The sequence below is a fragment of the Bacillus sp. PS95 genome, from assembly GCF_037963565.1.
In the GTDB taxonomy this organism is placed as follows: domain Bacteria; phylum Bacillota; class Bacilli; order Bacillales; family Bacillaceae; genus Bacillus; species Bacillus subtilis.
Genome location: NZ_CP150160.1, coordinates 4,036,608 through 4,054,066, shown reverse-complemented (window position 1 = coordinate 4,054,066; position 17,459 = coordinate 4,036,608). Strand labels below are relative to the sequence as shown.

Annotated in this window: 19 protein-coding genes; 16 read left to right on the top strand and 3 right to left on the bottom strand. The window is 46.0% G+C overall.

All coding sequences use genetic code 11. The features are described from left to right. The first annotated feature begins 26 nt into the window (after positions 1–26). The 12 genes from iolD to NSQ12_RS20985 all read left to right on the top strand — a co-directional run bounded on the left by iolD (position 27) and on the right by NSQ12_RS20985 (position 12,834). A complete protein-coding gene (gene iolD / locus NSQ12_RS21040) occupies positions 27–1,940 on the top strand; it encodes a 3D-(3,5/4)-trihydroxycyclohexane-1,2-dione acylhydrolase (decyclizing) (RefSeq protein ID WP_088467465.1) in 1,914 nt (637 codons plus the stop codon). A 16-nt stretch (positions 1,941–1,956) separates the two neighbouring features. Continuing rightward, the gene (gene iolE, locus NSQ12_RS21035; RefSeq protein ID WP_131228280.1) at positions 1,957–2,850 is read left to right on the top strand and encodes a myo-inosose-2 dehydratase; all 894 of its coding nucleotides are present in this window, start codon (positions 1,957–1,959) and stop codon (positions 2,848–2,850) included. A 14-nt stretch (positions 2,851–2,864) separates the two neighbouring features. Next, positions 2,865–4,181 carry a myo-inositol transporter IolF gene (iolF, locus tag NSQ12_RS21030; protein ID WP_032676943.1) on the top strand — a complete coding sequence of 439 codons (1,317 nt, stop codon included), beginning with the start codon at positions 2,865–2,867 and terminating at the stop codon, positions 4,179–4,181. 22 nt (positions 4,182–4,203) lie between these two features. Continuing rightward, the gene (gene iolG, locus NSQ12_RS21025) at positions 4,204–5,238 is read left to right on the top strand and encodes a bifunctional inositol 2-dehydrogenase/D-chiro-inositol 1-dehydrogenase (RefSeq protein WP_014481414.1); all 1,035 of its coding nucleotides are present in this window, start codon (positions 4,204–4,206) and stop codon (positions 5,236–5,238) included. A 19-nt stretch (positions 5,239–5,257) separates the two neighbouring features. Continuing rightward, a complete protein-coding gene (locus tag NSQ12_RS21020) occupies positions 5,258–6,127 on the top strand; it encodes a sugar phosphate isomerase/epimerase (RefSeq protein ID WP_015250852.1) in 870 nt (289 codons plus the stop codon). An 85-nt stretch (positions 6,128–6,212) separates the two neighbouring features. Beyond that, on the top strand, positions 6,213–7,049 hold the full coding sequence (gene iolI / locus NSQ12_RS21015) for a 2-keto-myo-inositol isomerase (protein WP_049140862.1): 837 nt from the start codon (positions 6,213–6,215) through the stop codon (positions 7,047–7,049). Between the two features lie 20 nt (positions 7,050–7,069). After that, positions 7,070–7,942: a 6-phospho-5-dehydro-2-deoxy-D-gluconate aldolase gene (iolJ, locus tag NSQ12_RS21010; protein WP_003242766.1), complete on the top strand. Its 873-nt coding sequence runs from the start codon at positions 7,070–7,072 to the stop codon at positions 7,940–7,942. A gap of 107 nt (positions 7,943–8,049) precedes the next feature. Continuing rightward, positions 8,050–8,739, top strand: coding sequence for a two-component system response regulator YxdJ (gene yxdJ, locus NSQ12_RS21005; protein WP_003243527.1), 690 nt, complete (start codon positions 8,050–8,052; stop codon positions 8,737–8,739). Continuing rightward, entirely contained in the window at positions 8,736–9,713 is a 978-nt protein-coding gene (gene yxdK, locus NSQ12_RS21000) for a two-component system sensor histidine kinase YxdK (protein WP_019712858.1), read from the top strand. The genes yxdJ and yxdK overlap by 4 nt, the downstream gene beginning before the upstream one ends. Before the next feature lie 143 nt (positions 9,714–9,856). Beyond that, entirely contained in the window at positions 9,857–10,630 is a 774-nt protein-coding gene (gene yxdL / locus NSQ12_RS20995; protein WP_003243557.1) for an ABC transporter ATP-binding protein YxdL, read from the top strand. Next, on the top strand, positions 10,605–12,473 hold the full coding sequence (yxdM, locus tag NSQ12_RS20990; protein ID WP_029318589.1) for an ABC transporter permease YxdM: 1,869 nt from the start codon (positions 10,605–10,607) through the stop codon (positions 12,471–12,473). Before yxdL ends, yxdM begins: the two co-directional genes overlap by 26 nt. Positions 12,474–12,486: 13 nt before the next feature. Continuing rightward, positions 12,487–12,834 carry a YxeA family protein gene (locus NSQ12_RS20985; RefSeq protein WP_003227084.1) on the top strand — a complete coding sequence of 116 codons (348 nt, stop codon included), beginning with the start codon at positions 12,487–12,489 and terminating at the stop codon, positions 12,832–12,834. Positions 12,835–12,874: 40 nt separating this feature from the next. On the opposite strand, the gene NSQ12_RS20980 is transcribed toward NSQ12_RS20985, so the two are convergent. Next, positions 12,875–13,840: an iron-hydroxamate ABC transporter substrate-binding protein gene (locus NSQ12_RS20980; RefSeq protein ID WP_088327320.1), complete on the bottom strand. Its 966-nt coding sequence runs from the start codon at positions 13,838–13,840 to the stop codon at positions 12,875–12,877. Positions 13,841–14,017: 177 nt separating this feature from the next. Here NSQ12_RS20980 and NSQ12_RS20975 point away from each other — a divergent pair, with 177 nt between their 5' ends. After that, positions 14,018–14,416: a hypothetical protein gene (locus NSQ12_RS20975; RefSeq protein ID WP_003227087.1), complete on the top strand. Its 399-nt coding sequence runs from the start codon at positions 14,018–14,020 to the stop codon at positions 14,414–14,416. 43 nt (positions 14,417–14,459) lie between these two features. Here NSQ12_RS20975 and NSQ12_RS20970 read toward each other — a convergent pair whose 3' ends face one another. Continuing rightward, positions 14,460–14,813: a hypothetical protein gene (locus tag NSQ12_RS20970; protein WP_101172305.1), complete on the bottom strand. Its 354-nt coding sequence runs from the start codon at positions 14,811–14,813 to the stop codon at positions 14,460–14,462. Between the two features lie 247 nt (positions 14,814–15,060). Next, positions 15,061–15,426, bottom strand: a complete 366-nt coding sequence (gene cotNE, locus NSQ12_RS20965; protein WP_003227093.1) for an inner spore coat protein CotNE — start codon at positions 15,424–15,426, stop codon at positions 15,061–15,063. A 90-nt stretch (positions 15,427–15,516) separates the two neighbouring features. Here cotNE and NSQ12_RS20960 point away from each other — a divergent pair, with 90 nt between their 5' ends. Genes NSQ12_RS20960 through yidA form a run of 3 tightly spaced genes read left to right on the top strand, consistent with a single transcriptional unit; the run spans position 15,517 to position 17,341 of the window. After that, entirely contained in the window at positions 15,517–15,951 is a 435-nt protein-coding gene (locus NSQ12_RS20960; RefSeq protein WP_015715009.1) for a DUF3255 family protein, read from the top strand. Next, positions 15,932–16,489: a hypothetical protein gene (locus tag NSQ12_RS20955; RefSeq protein ID WP_339175571.1), complete on the top strand. Its 558-nt coding sequence runs from the start codon at positions 15,932–15,934 to the stop codon at positions 16,487–16,489. The genes NSQ12_RS20960 and NSQ12_RS20955 overlap by 20 nt, the downstream gene beginning before the upstream one ends. Before the next feature lie 39 nt (positions 16,490–16,528). Continuing rightward, a complete protein-coding gene (gene yidA, locus NSQ12_RS20950) occupies positions 16,529–17,341 on the top strand; it encodes a sugar-phosphatase (protein ID WP_339175569.1) in 813 nt (270 codons plus the stop codon). Positions 17,342–17,459: the final 118 nt, after the last annotated feature.

Below are 17,459 nucleotides of genomic sequence, written 5' to 3'. Positions count from 1 at the left end.
AAGATCGAGTAAAGGTGGGATCGTTTGTGGGTAAGAAAATTCGCTTAACAACAGCACAGGCGCTGATTAAATTCTTAAACCAGCAGTACATCCATGTTGATGGAAAGGAAGAGCCTTTTGTCGAAGGGATTTTCACAATTTTCGGCCATGGAAACGTATTAGGGATCGGGCAAGCGCTTGAGCAGGATGCAGGCCATTTGAAAGTCTATCAAGGGAAAAATGAACAAGGAATGGCGCATGCGGCCATGGCGTACAGCAAGCAAATGCTGAGAAGAAAAATATATGCGGTGTCTACATCCGTCGGACCTGGAGCGGCTAACTTGGTGGCGGCAGCCGGCACTGCATTGGCAAACAATATCCCAGTTCTCTTGATTCCGGCAGACACATTTGCGACAAGACAGCCAGACCCTGTACTGCAGCAAATGGAGCAAGAATACAGTGCGGCGATTACGACAAACGATGCATTGAAACCTGTATCGAGATACTGGGACCGCATTACGCGCCCTGAGCAGCTGATGAGCAGTTTGCTGCGCGCGTTTGAAGTCATGACTGACCCGGCAAAAGCAGGTCCGGCAACGATTTGTATTTCTCAGGATGTTGAAGGGGAAGCATACGATTTTGATGAAAGTTTCTTCGTCAAACGGGTTCACTATATTGATCGCATGCAGCCGAGCGAGCGCGAGCTTCAAGGTGCGGCGGAGCTGATTAAATCCAGCAAAAAACCTGTGATTCTCGTCGGCGGAGGCGCAAAATATTCCGGTGCGCGCGATGAATTGGTTGCCATTTCTGAAGCCTATAACATTCCGTTAGTTGAAACGCAGGCAGGAAAGTCTACTGTTGAGGCAGATTTTGCGAACAACCTTGGCGGAATGGGCATCACAGGTACACTTGCGGCAAACAAAGCGGCCCGCCAAGCTGATTTGATTATCGGCATCGGCACAAGGTATACAGATTTTGCGACATCCTCTAAGACCGCTTTTGATTTTGATAAAGCGAAGTTTTTGAACATTAACGTCAGCCGAATGCAGGCGTATAAACTTGATGCATTCCAAGTGGTAGCGGATGCGAAAGCGACGCTTGGCAAACTGCATGGCTTGCTTGAAGGCTATGAGAGCGAGTTCGGCACAACGATTCGGGAGCTGAAGGACGAATGGCTAGCTGAACGCGAGCGTCTCAGCAAAGTGACGTTTAAGCGGGAAGCATTTGATCCGGAAATCAAAAATCATTTTTCTCAAGAGGTCCTGAATGAATATGCTGACGCGTTGAATACGGAGCTTCCGCAAACAACGGCATTGCTGACAATCAACGAGACGATTCCTGAAGACAGCGTCATCATCTGTTCAGCAGGCTCACTCCCAGGAGATTTGCAGCGTCTGTGGCATTCTAATGTTCCGAATACGTATCACCTGGAGTATGGGTATTCTTGCATGGGCTATGAAGTGTCCGGGACACTCGGTCTTAAACTGGCCCACCCTGACAGAGAAGTGTATTCAATCGTCGGAGACGGCAGCTTCCTGATGCTTCATTCTGAATTGATCACGGCGATTCAGTACAACAAGAAAATCAATGTGCTGCTCTTTGACAACTCAGGATTCGGATGCATCAACAACCTGCAAATGGATCACGGCAGCGGCAGCTACTATTGCGAGTTCCGCACAGATGACAACCAAATCCTGAATGTCGATTACGCGAAAGTTGCTGAGGGATACGGCGCGAAAACCTACCGCGCAAACACAGTAGAAGAATTAAAAGCGGCGTTAGAGGATGCGAAGAAACAGGATGTATCAACATTAATTGAAATGAAGGTTCTGCCTAAAACAATGACGGACGGCTATGACAGCTGGTGGCATGTCGGGGTGGCAGAGGTATCTGAACAAGAAAGCGTTCAGAAAGCATACGAAGCAAAAGAGAAAAAGCTGGAATCTGCGAAGCAGTATTAGAGGGGAGGCACCATAGATGGGCAAAAATGAAATCCTGTGGGGGATCGCTCCTATTGGGTGGCGGAATGATGACATGCCTGAAATTGGAGCGGGAAATACACTTCAGCATTTGTTAAGTGATATCGTTGTCGCACGTTTTCAAGGCACGGAGGTCGGGGGCTTTTTCCCCGAACCTGCCATCCTGAACAAAGAGCTGAAGCTTCGGAACTTACGCATTGCAGGAAAGTGGTTCAGCAGTTTTATTTTGCGTGACGGACTTGGTGAAGCGGCAAAGGCATTTACCCTGCATTGTGAGTATTTGCAGCAAGTAAACGCGGATGTCGCAGTTGTCTCTGAACAAACGTACAGCGTGCAAAGCTTGGAGAAAAACGTGTTCACAGAGAAGCCGCACTTTACGGATGATGAATGGGAGCGGCTTTGCGAAGGGCTGAATCACCTTGGCGAAATTGCCGCTCAGCATGGCTTGAAGCTTGTCTATCATCATCATCTCGGCACTGGTGTCCAAACAGCGGAAGAAGTGGACCGCCTGATGGCAGGAACTGACCCTTCGCATGTACACCTCCTCTATGATACAGGCCATGCGTATATTTCTGACGGCGATTACATGGGGATGCTTGAGAAGCATATCGGCCGCATTAAGCATGTGCACTTTAAGGATGCCCGCCTGAATGTCATGGAACAATGCAGGCTCGAAGGACAATCGTTCCGGCAATCATTTTTAAAAGGCATGTTTACGGTTCCCGGTGACGGCTGCATTGACTTTAGAGAAGTATATCAGCTGCTGTTGAAGCACAGTTATTCCGGATGGATTGTCATTGAAGCTGAACAGGACCCCGATGTTGCAAACCCGCTGGAGTATGCATTGATTGCGAGAAACTATATTGATCAGCAGTTGTTGGATCTGGCTTAATGGGGAATGAACATATGGGCAATACCAATGGAGATTCAGCCTTCAATAAACGGACAATCGCGGCAGCATTGGCCAACTATATTGATGCCGGTTCAATTGTGGCAGGCTCCGCCGGTTTATCATTATGGGTCAGTTACCTTAAGCTATCCGATACACAAATCGGGCTGCTCGGCGCGCTGAGCGCAAATGCGATTTCTGCCGCTGTCGGCGCGCTGCTTGGCGGGTTTCTGGCTGATAAAGTCGGACGGAAGGCTGTTTATACCAATAGTATGCTGGTTTATGCACTAGGGATTTGTTTGGTTTTGTTCGGGGTTAATTTCCCCATGTTGTTAAGCGGTTACATCATTATCGGTTTATCAGTAGGAGCTGACATAACCGCGTCATGGACCATTATTGCGGAAAATGCGCCAAAGAAGAATCGGGCCAGGCATTGCGGCGTAGCACAAGTCGCTTGGGCCGCGGGCGCTGTCGTTGTACTGCTCCTCTCCGTACTGGCCGGTGACTTGGGACTCTTGGGGAATAAAATCGTATTTGCCCATCTGCTTGTGATTGCGCTGATTACGTACATCCTGAGAATCAGGCTTCCGGAATCAGACGCCTGGCAGACAAAAAATCAGCCGGAGGAAGCTCAGGCAGAGAAGCCGGCTGTATTGAATAAGACATCGTATTTTGATTTGCTCAAGCCTATGTATCTAAAAAGCATACTGTTTTTGATGGGTGTGTACTTGGTTTGGAACCTAGCCGCCGGGGTCATGGGCTTCTTTATGCCATACATTTATCAGCAGGTCGGCGGTGTATCTGCCAACATGGCCAACCTTTTGCAAATGGGGCTGTTTATCTTCACAGGATTGGGGGTCGCTTTGATCTTCATGCCCTTTGCCGACAAATATAGAAAAACCGTATTTGGAATTGCCGCTTTCATGGCGGTGATCGGGTGGACACTGTTTCTGCTGCCAGTTGAAGGCCTGCCGATTCTGCTCCTGTTTATTGTCGTGATCGGCATCAATAACGGAGCCGGGCAGCAAGCGAACTATCAGTTATGGGCCAGCGAAATCTTTCCTACGCAATATCGTGCTTCCGCACAAGGACTGATGTTTTTCCTTGTCCGTATTTCAATAGGGATTTGGAGTCTGTTTGTCCCAATGATTATCACCAATTTCGGCATTGGAACGATGGCTGCAATTCTTCTCGGATGTGTGACGGCCAGTATGATCATCGGGCTGCTCTTTGCGCCGAATACGTCTGGCAAGTCGCTTGAACAAATTCAAGAGGAACTCTACGGATCTCCTCAGAGCCAAGTAAAGCAAGAAACAGAAAGCAAAATTATGTAATCAACAGAAGGAGTGGCTGTCAATGAGTTTACGTATTGGCGTAATTGGAACTGGAGCAATCGGAAAAGAACATATTAACCGTATCACGAACAAGCTGTCAGGCGCGGAAATTGTAGCTGTAACGGATGTTAATCAAGAAGCTGCACAAAAGGTCGTTGAGCAATACCAATTAAACGCGACGGTTTATCCGAATGATGACAGCTTGCTTGCAGACGAAAATGTAGACGCTGTTTTAGTGACAAGCTGGGGGCCTGCGCATGAGTCAAGCGTGCTGAAAGCGATTAAAGCCCAGAAATATGTGTTCTGTGAAAAACCGCTCGCGACAACGGCTGAAGGATGCATGCGCATTGTCGAAGAAGAAATCAAAGTGGGCAAACGCCTTGTTCAAGTCGGCTTCATGCGCCGTTATGACAGCGGTTACGTACAGCTGAAGGAAGCACTTGATAACCATGTGATTGGCGAACCGCTTATGATTCACTGCGCGCACCGCAACCCGACTGTAGGAGATAACTACACAACCGATATGGCCGTAGTCGACACGCTTGTTCATGAAATTGATGTGCTGCACTGGCTCGTCAACGATGACTACGAGTCCGTTCAAGTCATCTACCCGAAAAAATCGAAAAACGCGCTGCCGCATTTAAAAGATCCGCAAATCGTTGTGATTGAAACAAAAGGCGGTATCGTCATCAATGCTGAAATCTATGTGAACTGTAAATACGGCTATGACATTCAATGCGAAATCGTCGGAGAAGACGGCATCATCAAGCTTCCCGAGCCATCAAGCATCAGCTTGAGAAAAGAAGGCAAATTTAGCACTGATATTTTGATGGATTGGCAGAGACGCTTTGTCGCTGCGTACGATGTGGAAATCCAAGACTTTATTGATTCGATTCAAAAGAAAGGCGAGGTCAGCGGACCGACGGCATGGGACGGCTATATTGCTGCTGTCACGACTGACGCGTGTGTAAAAGCCCAGGAATCTGGACAAAAAGAAAAGGTTGAATTGAAGGAAAAACCGGAATTCTATCAATCTTTTACAACAGTTCAAAACTAAAAAACAGAGGAGTGAAAATATGAAGTTAGCATTGGATCCATCCATGTATCGTGATGATTTAACTTTAGAGGAAACGGTCTATAAAACGGCGGAGCTTGGCTATGAATATATCGAATTGTCTCCGCGCGAGGATTTTTGCCCGTTTTATAAATATCCGAAAGTCGATTCAGCAAAGATCAAACAATTAAAGCGTCTTTTAAGAGATACAGGTGTTAAGCTTTCATCGCTTCTTCCTCTTTACCACTGGGCGGGACCCGATGAAGACCGCCGCCAGGCAGCAGTGCGCAACTGGAAACGGGCAATCGAAATTGCGGTTGAACTTGAAGTCGATTTGATGAACAGCGAATTCAGCGGTTCAAAATATGATCCTTTAACAAGTGAAGAAAAATTTATCAAATCCATGGATGAGCTTCTGCCAGTCTTTGAAAAAGAAGGTATTAAACTCAATCTTCAAGCCCACCCATACGATTTTATCGAAACGCACAAGGGTGCGATGGATATGATCCGCGCGCTTGACAAGGATTGGATCAATCTTGTCTACTCGACTGCGCATACGTTCTTCTATGATGACGGCAAAGGCGACATCGAGACCATGTTTGACGAAGCCGGCGACCGCCTCACACATGTTTTATTTGCAGATACCTATAATCATAAAGCGGCTCATGGTCTTCGCTATATCGTCAATCCGCCTGACGCGAAAGTAACGGTTCACCAGCATTTGGACATTGGTCAAGGCGAGGTTGATTTTGATACGATTTTCAGAAAACTGAGAGAGATGAAGTTCGACGGAATTGCGACGAATGCCGTATTTGCTTGGGTCGATGAAAGAGCGGATGAATCAAGCCGATTTATGCTTAAGAAAATGAAAGAAGAATTAGGTCTGGCATAAGCTGAGCATGGAGTTCGGCGGGATATGGCGACAGCCTTCCTGCCGAACTCCCTTCATATCTAAAACGCAGATGGGGGAGTCTGGCATGAAACTTTGTTTTAATGAAGCGACAACATTGGAAAACTCAAACCTTAAACAGGATTTAGAACTATGCGAAAAGCACGGCTATGATTATATTGAAATCCGCACAATGGATAAGCTGCCCGAGTACTTAAAAGATCATTCATTGGCAGATCTTGCGGAATATTTTCAAACCCATCACATCAAACCGCTTGCCCTAAACGCGCTTGTTTTCTTCAACAACCGTGATGAAAAGGGCCACAACGAGATCATCACTGAATTTAAAGGCATGATGGAAACATGCAAAACCCTCGGTGTGAAATATGTGGTGGCTGTTCCGCTTGTGACAGAGCAGAAGATTGTAAAAGAAGAGATCAAAAAGAGCAGTGTAGACGTGCTGACTGAGCTGTCAGATATCGCGGAGCCGTACGGCGTAAAAATCGCACTTGAATTTGTCGGCCATCCGCAATGTACGGTCAATACGTTTGAACAGGCGTATGAGATCGTAAACACAGTTAACCGTGACAATGTCGGGCTTGTCCTTGACAGTTTTCACTTCCATGCAATGGGTTCAAATATTGAGAGCTTAAAGCAGGCGGACGGAAAGAAAATCTTCATCTATCATATTGATGATACAGAAGATTTCCCAATCGGCTTTTTAACAGATGAGGATCGTGTATGGCCGGGACAAGGGGCAATTGACTTAGATGCCCACTTATCAGCACTGAAGGAAATCGGCTTCTCTGATGTTGTATCGGTTGAGCTCTTCCGGCCTGAATACTATAAGCTGACTGCTGAGGAAGCCATTCAAACAGCGAAAAAAACAACAGTGGATGTCGTATCAAAATACTTCAACATGTAATGGATAAAGGAGGGGTGGACATGGCTTTTGTATCGATGAAAGAGCTTCTTGAAGATGCAAAGCGGGAGCAGTATGCGATCGGCCAGTTTAATATCAATGGTTTGCAGTGGACGAAGGCGATTTTGCAGGCGGCGCAAAAGGAGCAATCACCGGTCATCGCCGCGGCTTCCGATCGCCTGGTCGACTATTTAGGCGGATTTAAAACGATTGCCGCCATGGTAGGGGCGTTAATAGAGGACATGGCAATTACCGTTCCGGTCGTGCTTCATCTCGATCACGGCAGCAGTGCGGAACGCTGCAGACAGGCCATTGATGCCGGATTCAGCTCAGTGATGATTGACGGCTCCCATCAGCCGATTGACGAGAATATCGCGATGACAAAAGAAGTCACCGATTATGCCGCAAAACACGGCGTGTCAGTAGAAGCCGAAGTCGGCACGGTCGGCGGAATGGAAGACGGACTGGTCGGCGGGGTCCGCTATGCGGATATCACGGAATGTGAGCGGATCGTTAAAGAAACCAATATCGACGCGCTGGCCGCCGCCCTCGGCTCTGTACACGGCAAATATCAGGGTGAGCCGAATCTCGGATTTAAGGAAATGGAGGCTATCTCCCGCATGACTGATATTCCCCTCGTTCTTCACGGGGCATCCGGGATTCCGCAGGATCAGATCAAAAAAGCCATCACGCTCGGCCACGCGAAGATCAATATCAATACGGAATGTATGGTAGCGTGGACAGACGAAACACGCCGCATGTTTCAGGAAAACAGCGATCTGTACGAACCGCGCGGCTATTTGACACCCGGCATTGAAGCCGTGGAAGAGACAGTGCGAAGCAAAATGAGAGAGTTCGGATCAGCCGGTAAAGCAGCTAAGCAGCAGGTCGGCTAAAGAGACCAGAAACCGCCGAGATGGCGGTTTTTTTGTGCGGTGTTGCGTCCATACGCCCAAAACGATTATGATGATGGCAGCAGTGTAAGAAACGGGAGTGGTTCAGTTTGAATAAAATCATGATTGTGGAAGACAGTGAAGACATTCGCGGACTATTGCAGAATTACCTTGAAAAATACGGATATCAAACAGTGGTCGCCGCGGATTTTACAGCTGTTCTTGATGTCTTTTTGCGGGAAAAGCCCGATGTGGTGCTGCTTGATATCAATTTGCCGGCATATGACGGATATTATTGGTGCCGGCAGATCCGCCAGCACTCCACAAGCCCGATCATCTTTATTTCTGCCAGAAGCGGGGAAATGGATCAGGTGATGGCGATTGAAAATGGGGGAGACGATTATATCGAAAAACCGTTTTCTTATGATATTGTGCTGGCGAAAATCAAAAGCCAGATCCGGAGGGCGTACGGGGAGTACGCCGCAAAGCAGGGAGAGAAAGTGGTTGAATATGCCGGCGTTCAGCTCTTTGTGGAACGGTTTGAACTGCGTTTTCAGGATGAAAAAAGCGAGCTTTCTAAAAAAGAAAGCAAGCTTTTGGAAGTGCTGCTTGAGCGGGGAGAAAAGGTGACGAGTCGGGACCGTCTCATGGAAAAGACGTGGGACACCGACATATTCATCGATGATAATACACTTAACGTGTATATCACGCGGCTCAGAAAAAAACTGCGGGAGCTGAATGCGCCTGTTTCTATTGAAGCGGTGCGGGGCGAAGGCTACCAGCTGAGGGCGCAGTCATGAAGCTGTTTCTCCGGTCTCATGCAGTGCTGATTCTGCTTTTTCTCCTTCAAGGGCTGTTTGTCTTCTTTTATTACTGGTTTGCGGGTCTTCATTCTTTTTCTCACTTGTTTTACATATTGGGCGTGCAGCTTCTTATTTTGGCGGGCTATCTTGCCTATCGCTGGTACAAAGACCGCGGCGTGTATCATTGGCTCAGCTCGGGGCAGGAAGGGACGGATATCCCGTATCTCGGTTCTTCAGTGTTCTGTTCAGAGCTGTATGAAAAGCAGATGGAGCTGGTCCGGCTGCAGCACCAGAAGCTCCATGAGACCGAAGCCAAGCTTGACGCGCGGGTGACGTATATGAATCAATGGGTGCACCAAGTGAAGACACCGCTGTCGGTCATTAATTTAATCATTCAAGAAGAGGATGAGCCCGTTTTTGAACAAATCAAAAAAGAAGTCCGGCAGATTGAATTCGGGCTGGAGACGCTTCTTTATTCTTCAAGGCTCGACCTGTTTGAACGGGATTTTAAAATCGAAGCGGTTTCCCTGTCCGAGCTTCTCCAATCAGTCATTCAAAGCTATAAACGATTTTTTATTCAATATCGCGTTTATCCGAAAATGAACGTTTGCAATGATCATCAGATTTACACCGATGCCAAATGGCTCAAATTTGCGATTGGCCAAGTGGTCACAAATGCGGTCAAGTATTCAGCGGGCAAGAGTGACAGACTTGAGCTGAATGTCTTCCGCGATGAAGACAGGACGGTGCTTGAAGTCAAAGATTACGGTGTCGGGATTCCCTCGCAAGACATCAAGCGGGTGTTTGACCCTTATTACACTGGTGAAAACGGGCGGCGTTTCCAAGAATCTACGGGAATCGGCCTCCATCTCGTCAAAGAAATTACAGATAAGCTCAATCATACGGTGGACATCAGCTCGTCTCCTGGTGAAGGGACATCAGTTCGATTTTCATTTCTTACAAAAATGTAAGGCTGCGTTAAGAAAACAACATAGCTCGCTTTGTTTCCCCTTGATAACATGGATTTATGTCAAGGGGATTTTTATGTTGAACGTCCCGGCACTACATGAAAGCAGCCCAGATCAACAAGAATAAAACCATAAGGAGGATTTTCATGGCGAATATGCTTGAAGTCAAACATATAAATAAAACCTATAAAGGACAAGTGTCCTATCAAGCCTTAAAGCAAATTTCATTTTCAATAGAAGAAGGCGAGTTCACGGCGGTGATGGGGCCGTCCGGGTCCGGAAAAACAACGCTTTTGAATATCATTTCAACGATTGACCGTCCAGATTCAGGCGATATCCTGATTAACGGAGAAAACCCGCATCGCCTGAAGCGGACAAAGCTCGCTCATTTCCGCCGCAAGCAGCTCGGATTTGTGTTTCAGGATTTCAACCTTCTGGACACGCTGACGATCGGTGAAAATATCATGCTGCCGTTAACGCTTGAAAAAGAAGCGCCGTCTGTCATGGAAGAAAAACTGCACGGCATCGCGGCAAAGCTCGGTATCGAAAACCTGCTTAACAAGCGGACGTTTGAAGTATCCGGAGGCCAGCGCCAGCGGGCCGCCATCGCAAGAGCGGTCATTCATAAGCCGTCACTCATTCTGGCCGATGAACCAACTGGAAACCTTGATTCCAAAGCGACAAAAGACGTCATGGAAACGTTGCAGAGCCTGAATCGGGATGATCATGTCACGGCTTTGATGGTGACCCACGATCCGGTTTCGGCAAGCTACTGCCGCCGCGTCATCTTTATAAAAGACGGCGAATTGTTTAATGAGATTTACCGCGGGGAAAACCGCCAAGTATTTTATGAACAAATTCTCGATGTGCTGTCTATGCTGGGGGGAAACGCAAATGACCTTTCTTCAGTTCGCTTATAAAAACGTCACGAGAAACAAAAGGGCCTATCTTGCATTCTTTTTAAGCAGCGCCTTTTCCGTTTTGATTTTCTTTACCTTTGCGATGTTCCTGTTTCATCCGGCATTAAAGGAAGGCTACCTGAATAATATCGCCAAAAAAGGCTTAACCGCTGCGGAATGGATGATCTTTGTTTTTTCTTTCTTATTTGTTCTGTATTCGGTTAATGCATTTTTGAAATCGAGAAATAAAGAATTCGGCATTCTGCTCATGCAGGGCATCACGCCGGGGCAGCTGAGAAAGCTCATTACTGCGGAAAATATGATCATCGGCGTCATGTCAATTGCAGCCGGCATTATCGGTGGATTCATTTTTTCAAAGACGTTCTTTACGGTCGGCGCTTATATTTTAGAAATGGACGCGCTGCCTTTGTATATGCCTTGGAAAGCGCTCGGTATTACGGCCTGCGGATTTCTGCTCTTATTTTTCTTTTTATCGCAGTTTACGATCCTTTTTGTCAGATCAAATACGGTTATCAAATTAATAAAGGGCACTGGCAAGGTTAAACCGGAGCCTAAGCCGTCCGTGCTTCTGTCCTTATTCGGCATCGCCTGTCTGTGCGGCGGGTACGGCATGGTTCTTAAAGGCAATGTCCACGGGGCCGAACCGTTTATCATTTTACTGCTCACCGTCATCGGAACATATTTCTTTTTCAGCCAAAGCAGCATATGGATTCTGCGCGCGCTGAAGAAGTGGAAAACCTTTTATCTGCGCGGGAAAAACATCATTTGGGTTTCTGACCTTGTCTATCGTTTAAAAGACAACGCCCGCCTGTTCTTTATTGTCAGCATTATTTCCGCGGTTGCGTTTACTGCGACAGGCGTGCTCGCAATGTACAAATCGACCGTCGGAGCGGAAGAGTCCGCTTATGAAATGGAGTATTTATCTTACAGCAACAATCCAAAAGAACAGACTCATTTGAAAGATATTGACCATGAACTGAAAACACACGGCTTTACGTATAAGAAAGACAAAATAGATGTTTCCTATGTTCGCTATCAGGAAGGAGAAACTGTTCCCCCTGTTTACATGATCAGTGAATCGGATGCGGCAAAATACTTCCATGTCAAAGTGAACGGCCTGAAAGAAGACGAGGCTGTCTATTTCCCGGGCACGTATGACCGCAATTTCAAAAACGAAGCGCCGGATCAGCTGAAGCTGCTGAACCAAAAAGGGGAGCTGTCTGATCAAAAACTGTCGGTAAAAGAAGTCAAAAAACCGCTGATCTCATTGAATGCTATCATCGCGGTGAATGATCAAACCTTTGATCAGCTGAAATCACTCGGTGATCAAGCGTCATTATACGGCTACAGCTATGATCATTGGAAAGACAGTCTTGAGATCAGCCAATCCTTGCAAAATGAGATTTACGGCAATTATATCGACGTGCATTCTGATTTTGCTTCAAAAGCCGGGACTTACTATGATACGGTGCAGCTGCCGAGCCTGAGTTTATTTATCGGCCTGTTTATCGCAATTGTATTCTTTGTCGCGGCAGCAAGTTTCTTATATTTCAGGCTGTTCACTGATTTAGATGAAGACCGGGAGCGCTACCGTTCACTGGCCAAAATCGGCCTGAGTGAGCGAGAAATGGCACAAAGCGTGACAATACAATTGGCCATTCTTTTCTTCTTTCCATTTGTCATTGCCGTCATGCATACACTGTTTGCCTTGAGAACATTGGCTGTGGAAGGCTATTCTGATGTCGCGGGACCGCTCAGTCTCACCATCGGAGGGTTTTTCATTTTTCAGCTTCTATTCTTCCTCGCGGTGCGGTCAAGCTATTTGAAAAAAATGAACAAGTAAGGGGAGTGCAAAGATGAAAAAAGCAATGGCAATCCTAGCCGTCTTGGCGGCTGCTGCCGTAATATGCGGGCTTCTCTTTTTTCATAACGATGTTACAGACAGATTTAATCCGTTTATTCACCAGCAAGATGTCTATGTTCAGATTGATCGAGATGGCAGACATCTTAGTCCGGGCGGTACTGAATATACATTAGACGGATATAATGCATCCGGGAAAAAAGAAGAAGTGACCTTTTTCGCCGGCAAAGAGCTTCGGAAGAACGCGTATTTGAAGGTGAAGGCGAAAGGAAAGTATGTCGAGACTTGGGAAGAAGTCAAGTTTGAAGATATGCCGGACTCCGTACAGTCAAAATTAAAGTGAACCATAAAAAACGGCACAGCGTCATGACTGTGCCGTTTTTTTATTTTTTATTTTCTTCGGCCCGTTTGATCAGCATGTCGGTGATGATATCCACCTGTTTGCTGACAGAAATCGGGTCGTACGGGTAGAACGTGTCAAAGTCATTGATAAACACGCGATTATGTTTAACAGCGTCAAGATTTTTCCAAATAGAGGAATTCTCCAGCTTGTCGAGTGTTTTGCTTTCGCCTTTCGGGTTGTAATCCGTAATGAACATATAATCTGCGGCATACTCAGGAATAACCTCTTGAGAGAGCTGTTTCATCTCTCCTTTTTTGATGACATCTTGCTCAATTTTTTCAGGCGCTTTTAACCCAAGTGCATTGTATACAGCTTGGCCGCCGCGTCCGCCATTGTCATTGAACACCCAGAATTCGCCCTTGTCTGTGTTTTCATAAATGCCGAAGGTTGCATCTTTGTCGATGACGCCGGCAATTTTCTTCTTAGCTGCTTCCGCTTTTTTGTTAAAGTCATCCATAAAGGATTTTGCTTTGTCTTTCGCTCCGGCGATATCTCCGAACATGCTGACTGTGTCTTCTACGTTTTTCGCTGTGTTATAAGGTATGACAACAGTCGGAGCGATTTTCTTTAATTTATCAACATTCTCTTCATTCATGACAACAATTAAGTCAGGCTGAAGCTCCATCACTTTTTCAACGCTGATTGGATCACCAACATCCTTCACATTTTTCAGCTTTGATTTTAAAAACGGATTATCAAATGACCATGAGCCTGAGCCGACCACATTGGCCCCGACAGACAGCAATTCACCGGCATAAAAATCAGTGACGATGCGTTTCGGATGTGCAGGAATGTTGACGTTCCCTTTTGGTGATTTGTATGTTCTCATTTCTGTTTTTTCGGAAGCAGAATCGCTTGAGCTCCCTTTAGAAGCCGTGCCGCTGCAAGCGCTGACAAACATGAGAAGCAGCACAAGCATGCCCACGAGCAATATGTTCTTTTTCATCAAGAACCCTCCCACTATGTATCTCAATAGATTAGTAATGATTATCATTATCAATTAATAATATAGCAAGAAACCTGTTCTCCGTCTATCACTATTTTTAAGGGAGAAAGTTTTTCCCGTTTATGGGTGACGCGGTATGCCTAATCGATTATTATAGGTAAATAGGAGGAGAAAAATATGGGAATTACAAAAAGAGGTTCCGCTTGGGAATGGCTGCATAGCTGGTGGATGCTGTTTATTTTCATGCCTTTTGCCATTACCAGTTTTTTTGCCTTTTTATTTATTGGCATCAAGGTTAGAAATAGAAAGTGGATCATGTACGGCATCATTTATTTTTTCATTTTTGCGTTTGGTTTTGTTTTGCCCGATCTGCCCGGTGTTTTTATTGTGGTTCCGTTATGGGCGGTAACCATTATTCATGGATTTAAAGTGCGCCCGCTGTATTTGATTCAGCTGGATGTCTACAAAGATCATGTAGAGGCGCGGGCTTTTGCCGAGGCAAGAAGTGAAGCCGAGAGCAGATTTCATGCACCGAAACAGTCTATTCAGGATATACATATTCGCAAAGAACAGTAAGAAAAAAAGCTCAACACTCGCATTGTGTTGAGCTTTTTATATGTTACTGCTGGTAGGATTGCTGCTGAAATGGCGTGTTTTGGCCGAATGGAAGTGTAGACACATTCGTATTCATGACGCTGGATTGTCCAGTAAGTTCCTGTTGTATTTGATTGCACATGTTGACAACCTGCTGGCACTTTTGAATCGCCATGTCATGCCCGTGCAGCGCTTGCTGAATGGTATGTGCAGCTTGTTGTTCGTGGTTTAGAATCTGCTGCAGCATTTGGATGTTTTGCTGTTCCTGATGAAGCATTTGGCGATATTGCTGGCTGCTTTGCTGTGTTTGCTGAATGAGCTGCTGAGCAGTTTGGCGGCATTGGTTCAGCTGCTGCAAGCCGTGTTGTGTATTATGCATGAATGATCCCTCCATGTATCGATTGACGTGAGTCGGTATTATCATGCAACCTGAATGAAAAGAAATTCTGTCAAAGAGGAACTACAATTATTTTCCTCAGCCCCTCTATCTTTGAATGAAAACGGTAAAGATTGTATACTGGGTACAAACCCTTTTTATGTAAATGTTCCGTTTTAACATATAAGAATTGCGGAAAACGAAACCCTGAGATGGGAGAATCGTATTCCGCTTTTTTTCTTTGTTTCGCTCAGAAACCGCCTTCCCCTGCAGTAAATGGGATATTCAGCCGGTTTTCTACTGTACGGAGGCGCTGATTGAGCCGGTTTAAGCGGCGTGTATGGCGTTCAACAGCCTGGCTTAGCTGATTGACCTGTTCGGCAATCCGTGCAATTTCCCGATTTTGACGGCGGTCTTCGTTTGTCAGACGGGTTAATTCTCTTGACTGTTGTTCATTTTGCCGTTCAAGTGCTGCGATTCTTCTTTCCAATGCCGGCTGTCTATCCATTTGGTATGGATCGTATACATCCTGCTGCGGATAAGGATTGTACTCATAGTGGCTATAGTAAGGTTCCTGCTGAGGCAGCTGAGGGCTGTAATATTGATAAGGGTTCATTATGATCAATCTCCTTGTGGGTGAATTCCTTATAACTTATGTAGTCCTTGGCACAGTGGCACGGCATTCGCCCAAAAAGAGGAGGAAAGGATGGTGATCCCCTTGAGAAACAAATATGGCATTTTGTTTTTAATTGCTGTATGCATCATGGTATCGGGCTGCCAGCAGCAAAAAGAAGAGACGCCGTTTTATTACGGAACGTGGGATGAGGGGCTTGCCCCCGGGCCAACGGACGGCGTGAAATCAGCAACAGTCACATTTACCGAAGATGAGGTTGTGGAAACGGAAGTGATGGAAGGAAGAGGAGAGGTACAGCTGCCTTTTATGGCATACAAGGTGATTTCCCAAAGCACTGACGGGTCTATCGAGATTCAGTACCTCGGCCCCTATTATCCGCTCAAAAGCACGCTGAAAAGAGGAGAAAACGGGACATTGATATGGGAGCAAAATGGCCAGACAAAAACGATGACAAGAATCGAATCAAAGACCGGCAGGGAGGAGAAAGATGAGAAATCAAAAAGCTGAAAGACTGGTGGCAGCGGGGCTTGTTTTACATATTATTCAGTGGATATTTATATTATGGGCTTTTCTCAAAGTCAAACATGTATTTAGTGACTATACGATCTATAACCCTAATGTCATCAGCGGCTCCATGCAGTCCTTATCGTTTATACAAATGATGCGCGCTATGATGTACTCAGGGGCAATCGTGAATTATGTATTGTTTTTTGCCCTTGTATTGCTGATTTATGGCATAGTGCTTCATGCCATCCTGATTGTTCTGGAAATGGCGGCTTACGTCATGATCAGACGGAATCCATCATCTTCATGGGGGTTCTTTTTCATCGCGGCGGGTGTGAAGCTTGCCATCTTGAATATAACCGGCATTCCTTTTCTAGCTGCCGGCTTTCTGCTGATGAAACAGAAAAAAGCAGAAAACGGCGTCAAGGCAGAAAGAAAGCGGAAACCGCGCTTGCGTATCCGAAGACAAGGGCAGCGTCTAAACAGAATCCGGAGAAAACCATCTCTTCCGGTTGAATATCAAAAAGAAAAAACGATATGATGGGACTATAGCCTGAAAACGACATGAAGGAGATGCAGGATGTACAAACTAATTGCAATTGATATGGATGGAACACTTTTAAATGATCATCATGAAGTAACAGAGGAGGTCCGCGACGCCCTTCACGCGGCAAAAGCGGAAGGTGTCAAAATTGTGCTTTGCACCGGCCGGCCTATCGGGGGTGTGCAGAGATATTTAGATGAACTGAATTTAATTGAAGAAGGCGACTATGTTATTGCGTATAATGGAGCACTTGTTCAAAATACGCATACAAATGAAGTGGTCTCGGAGCTGTCTCTCGGTTATGATGATTTGGCTTCATTATATGACCTGAGCTTAGAGCTGAAGACGCCGATGCATTTCTTTGACTCATCTAATCTGTATACGCCTAACCGGGATATTAGCGAATTTACCGTATACGAATCCTATGTGACACAGGTGCCGCTTCATTTCCGCAAGATTGACGAGGTGCCAAAAGATATCCTCATCCCGAAAGTGATGTTTATTGATAAACCGGAGAACTTAAGCCGCGTCATTACATCGATTCCAAAAGACGTGAGAGAAAAATATACAATGGTCAGAAGCGCGCCTTTCTTTTATGAAATTCTGCACTCGGAAGCCAGCAAAGGAAATGCTGTACGCCAGCTGGCTCAGCTGCTTGGAATTGAACAGGCGGAAGTCATGTGCATAGGTGACAACGGGAACGACCTGACAATGATCGAATGGGCGGGCTGCGGGGTTGCCATGGCAAACGCCATCCCAGAAGTATTGGAAGCCGCAAACTTTCAAACGCGCTCCAATAATGAACATGGTGTTGCGCATGCGATTCACGAGCTTGTTTTGGCTAAATAATAAAAAATCCAGCCTTCTAAAGGCTGGATTTTTTCGTTTTATTTGATGTAATGCCAATTCTTTGACGAATCGATTTGACTTTCGTTATGCTGATAAAACCAATTCGTTCACAATATGT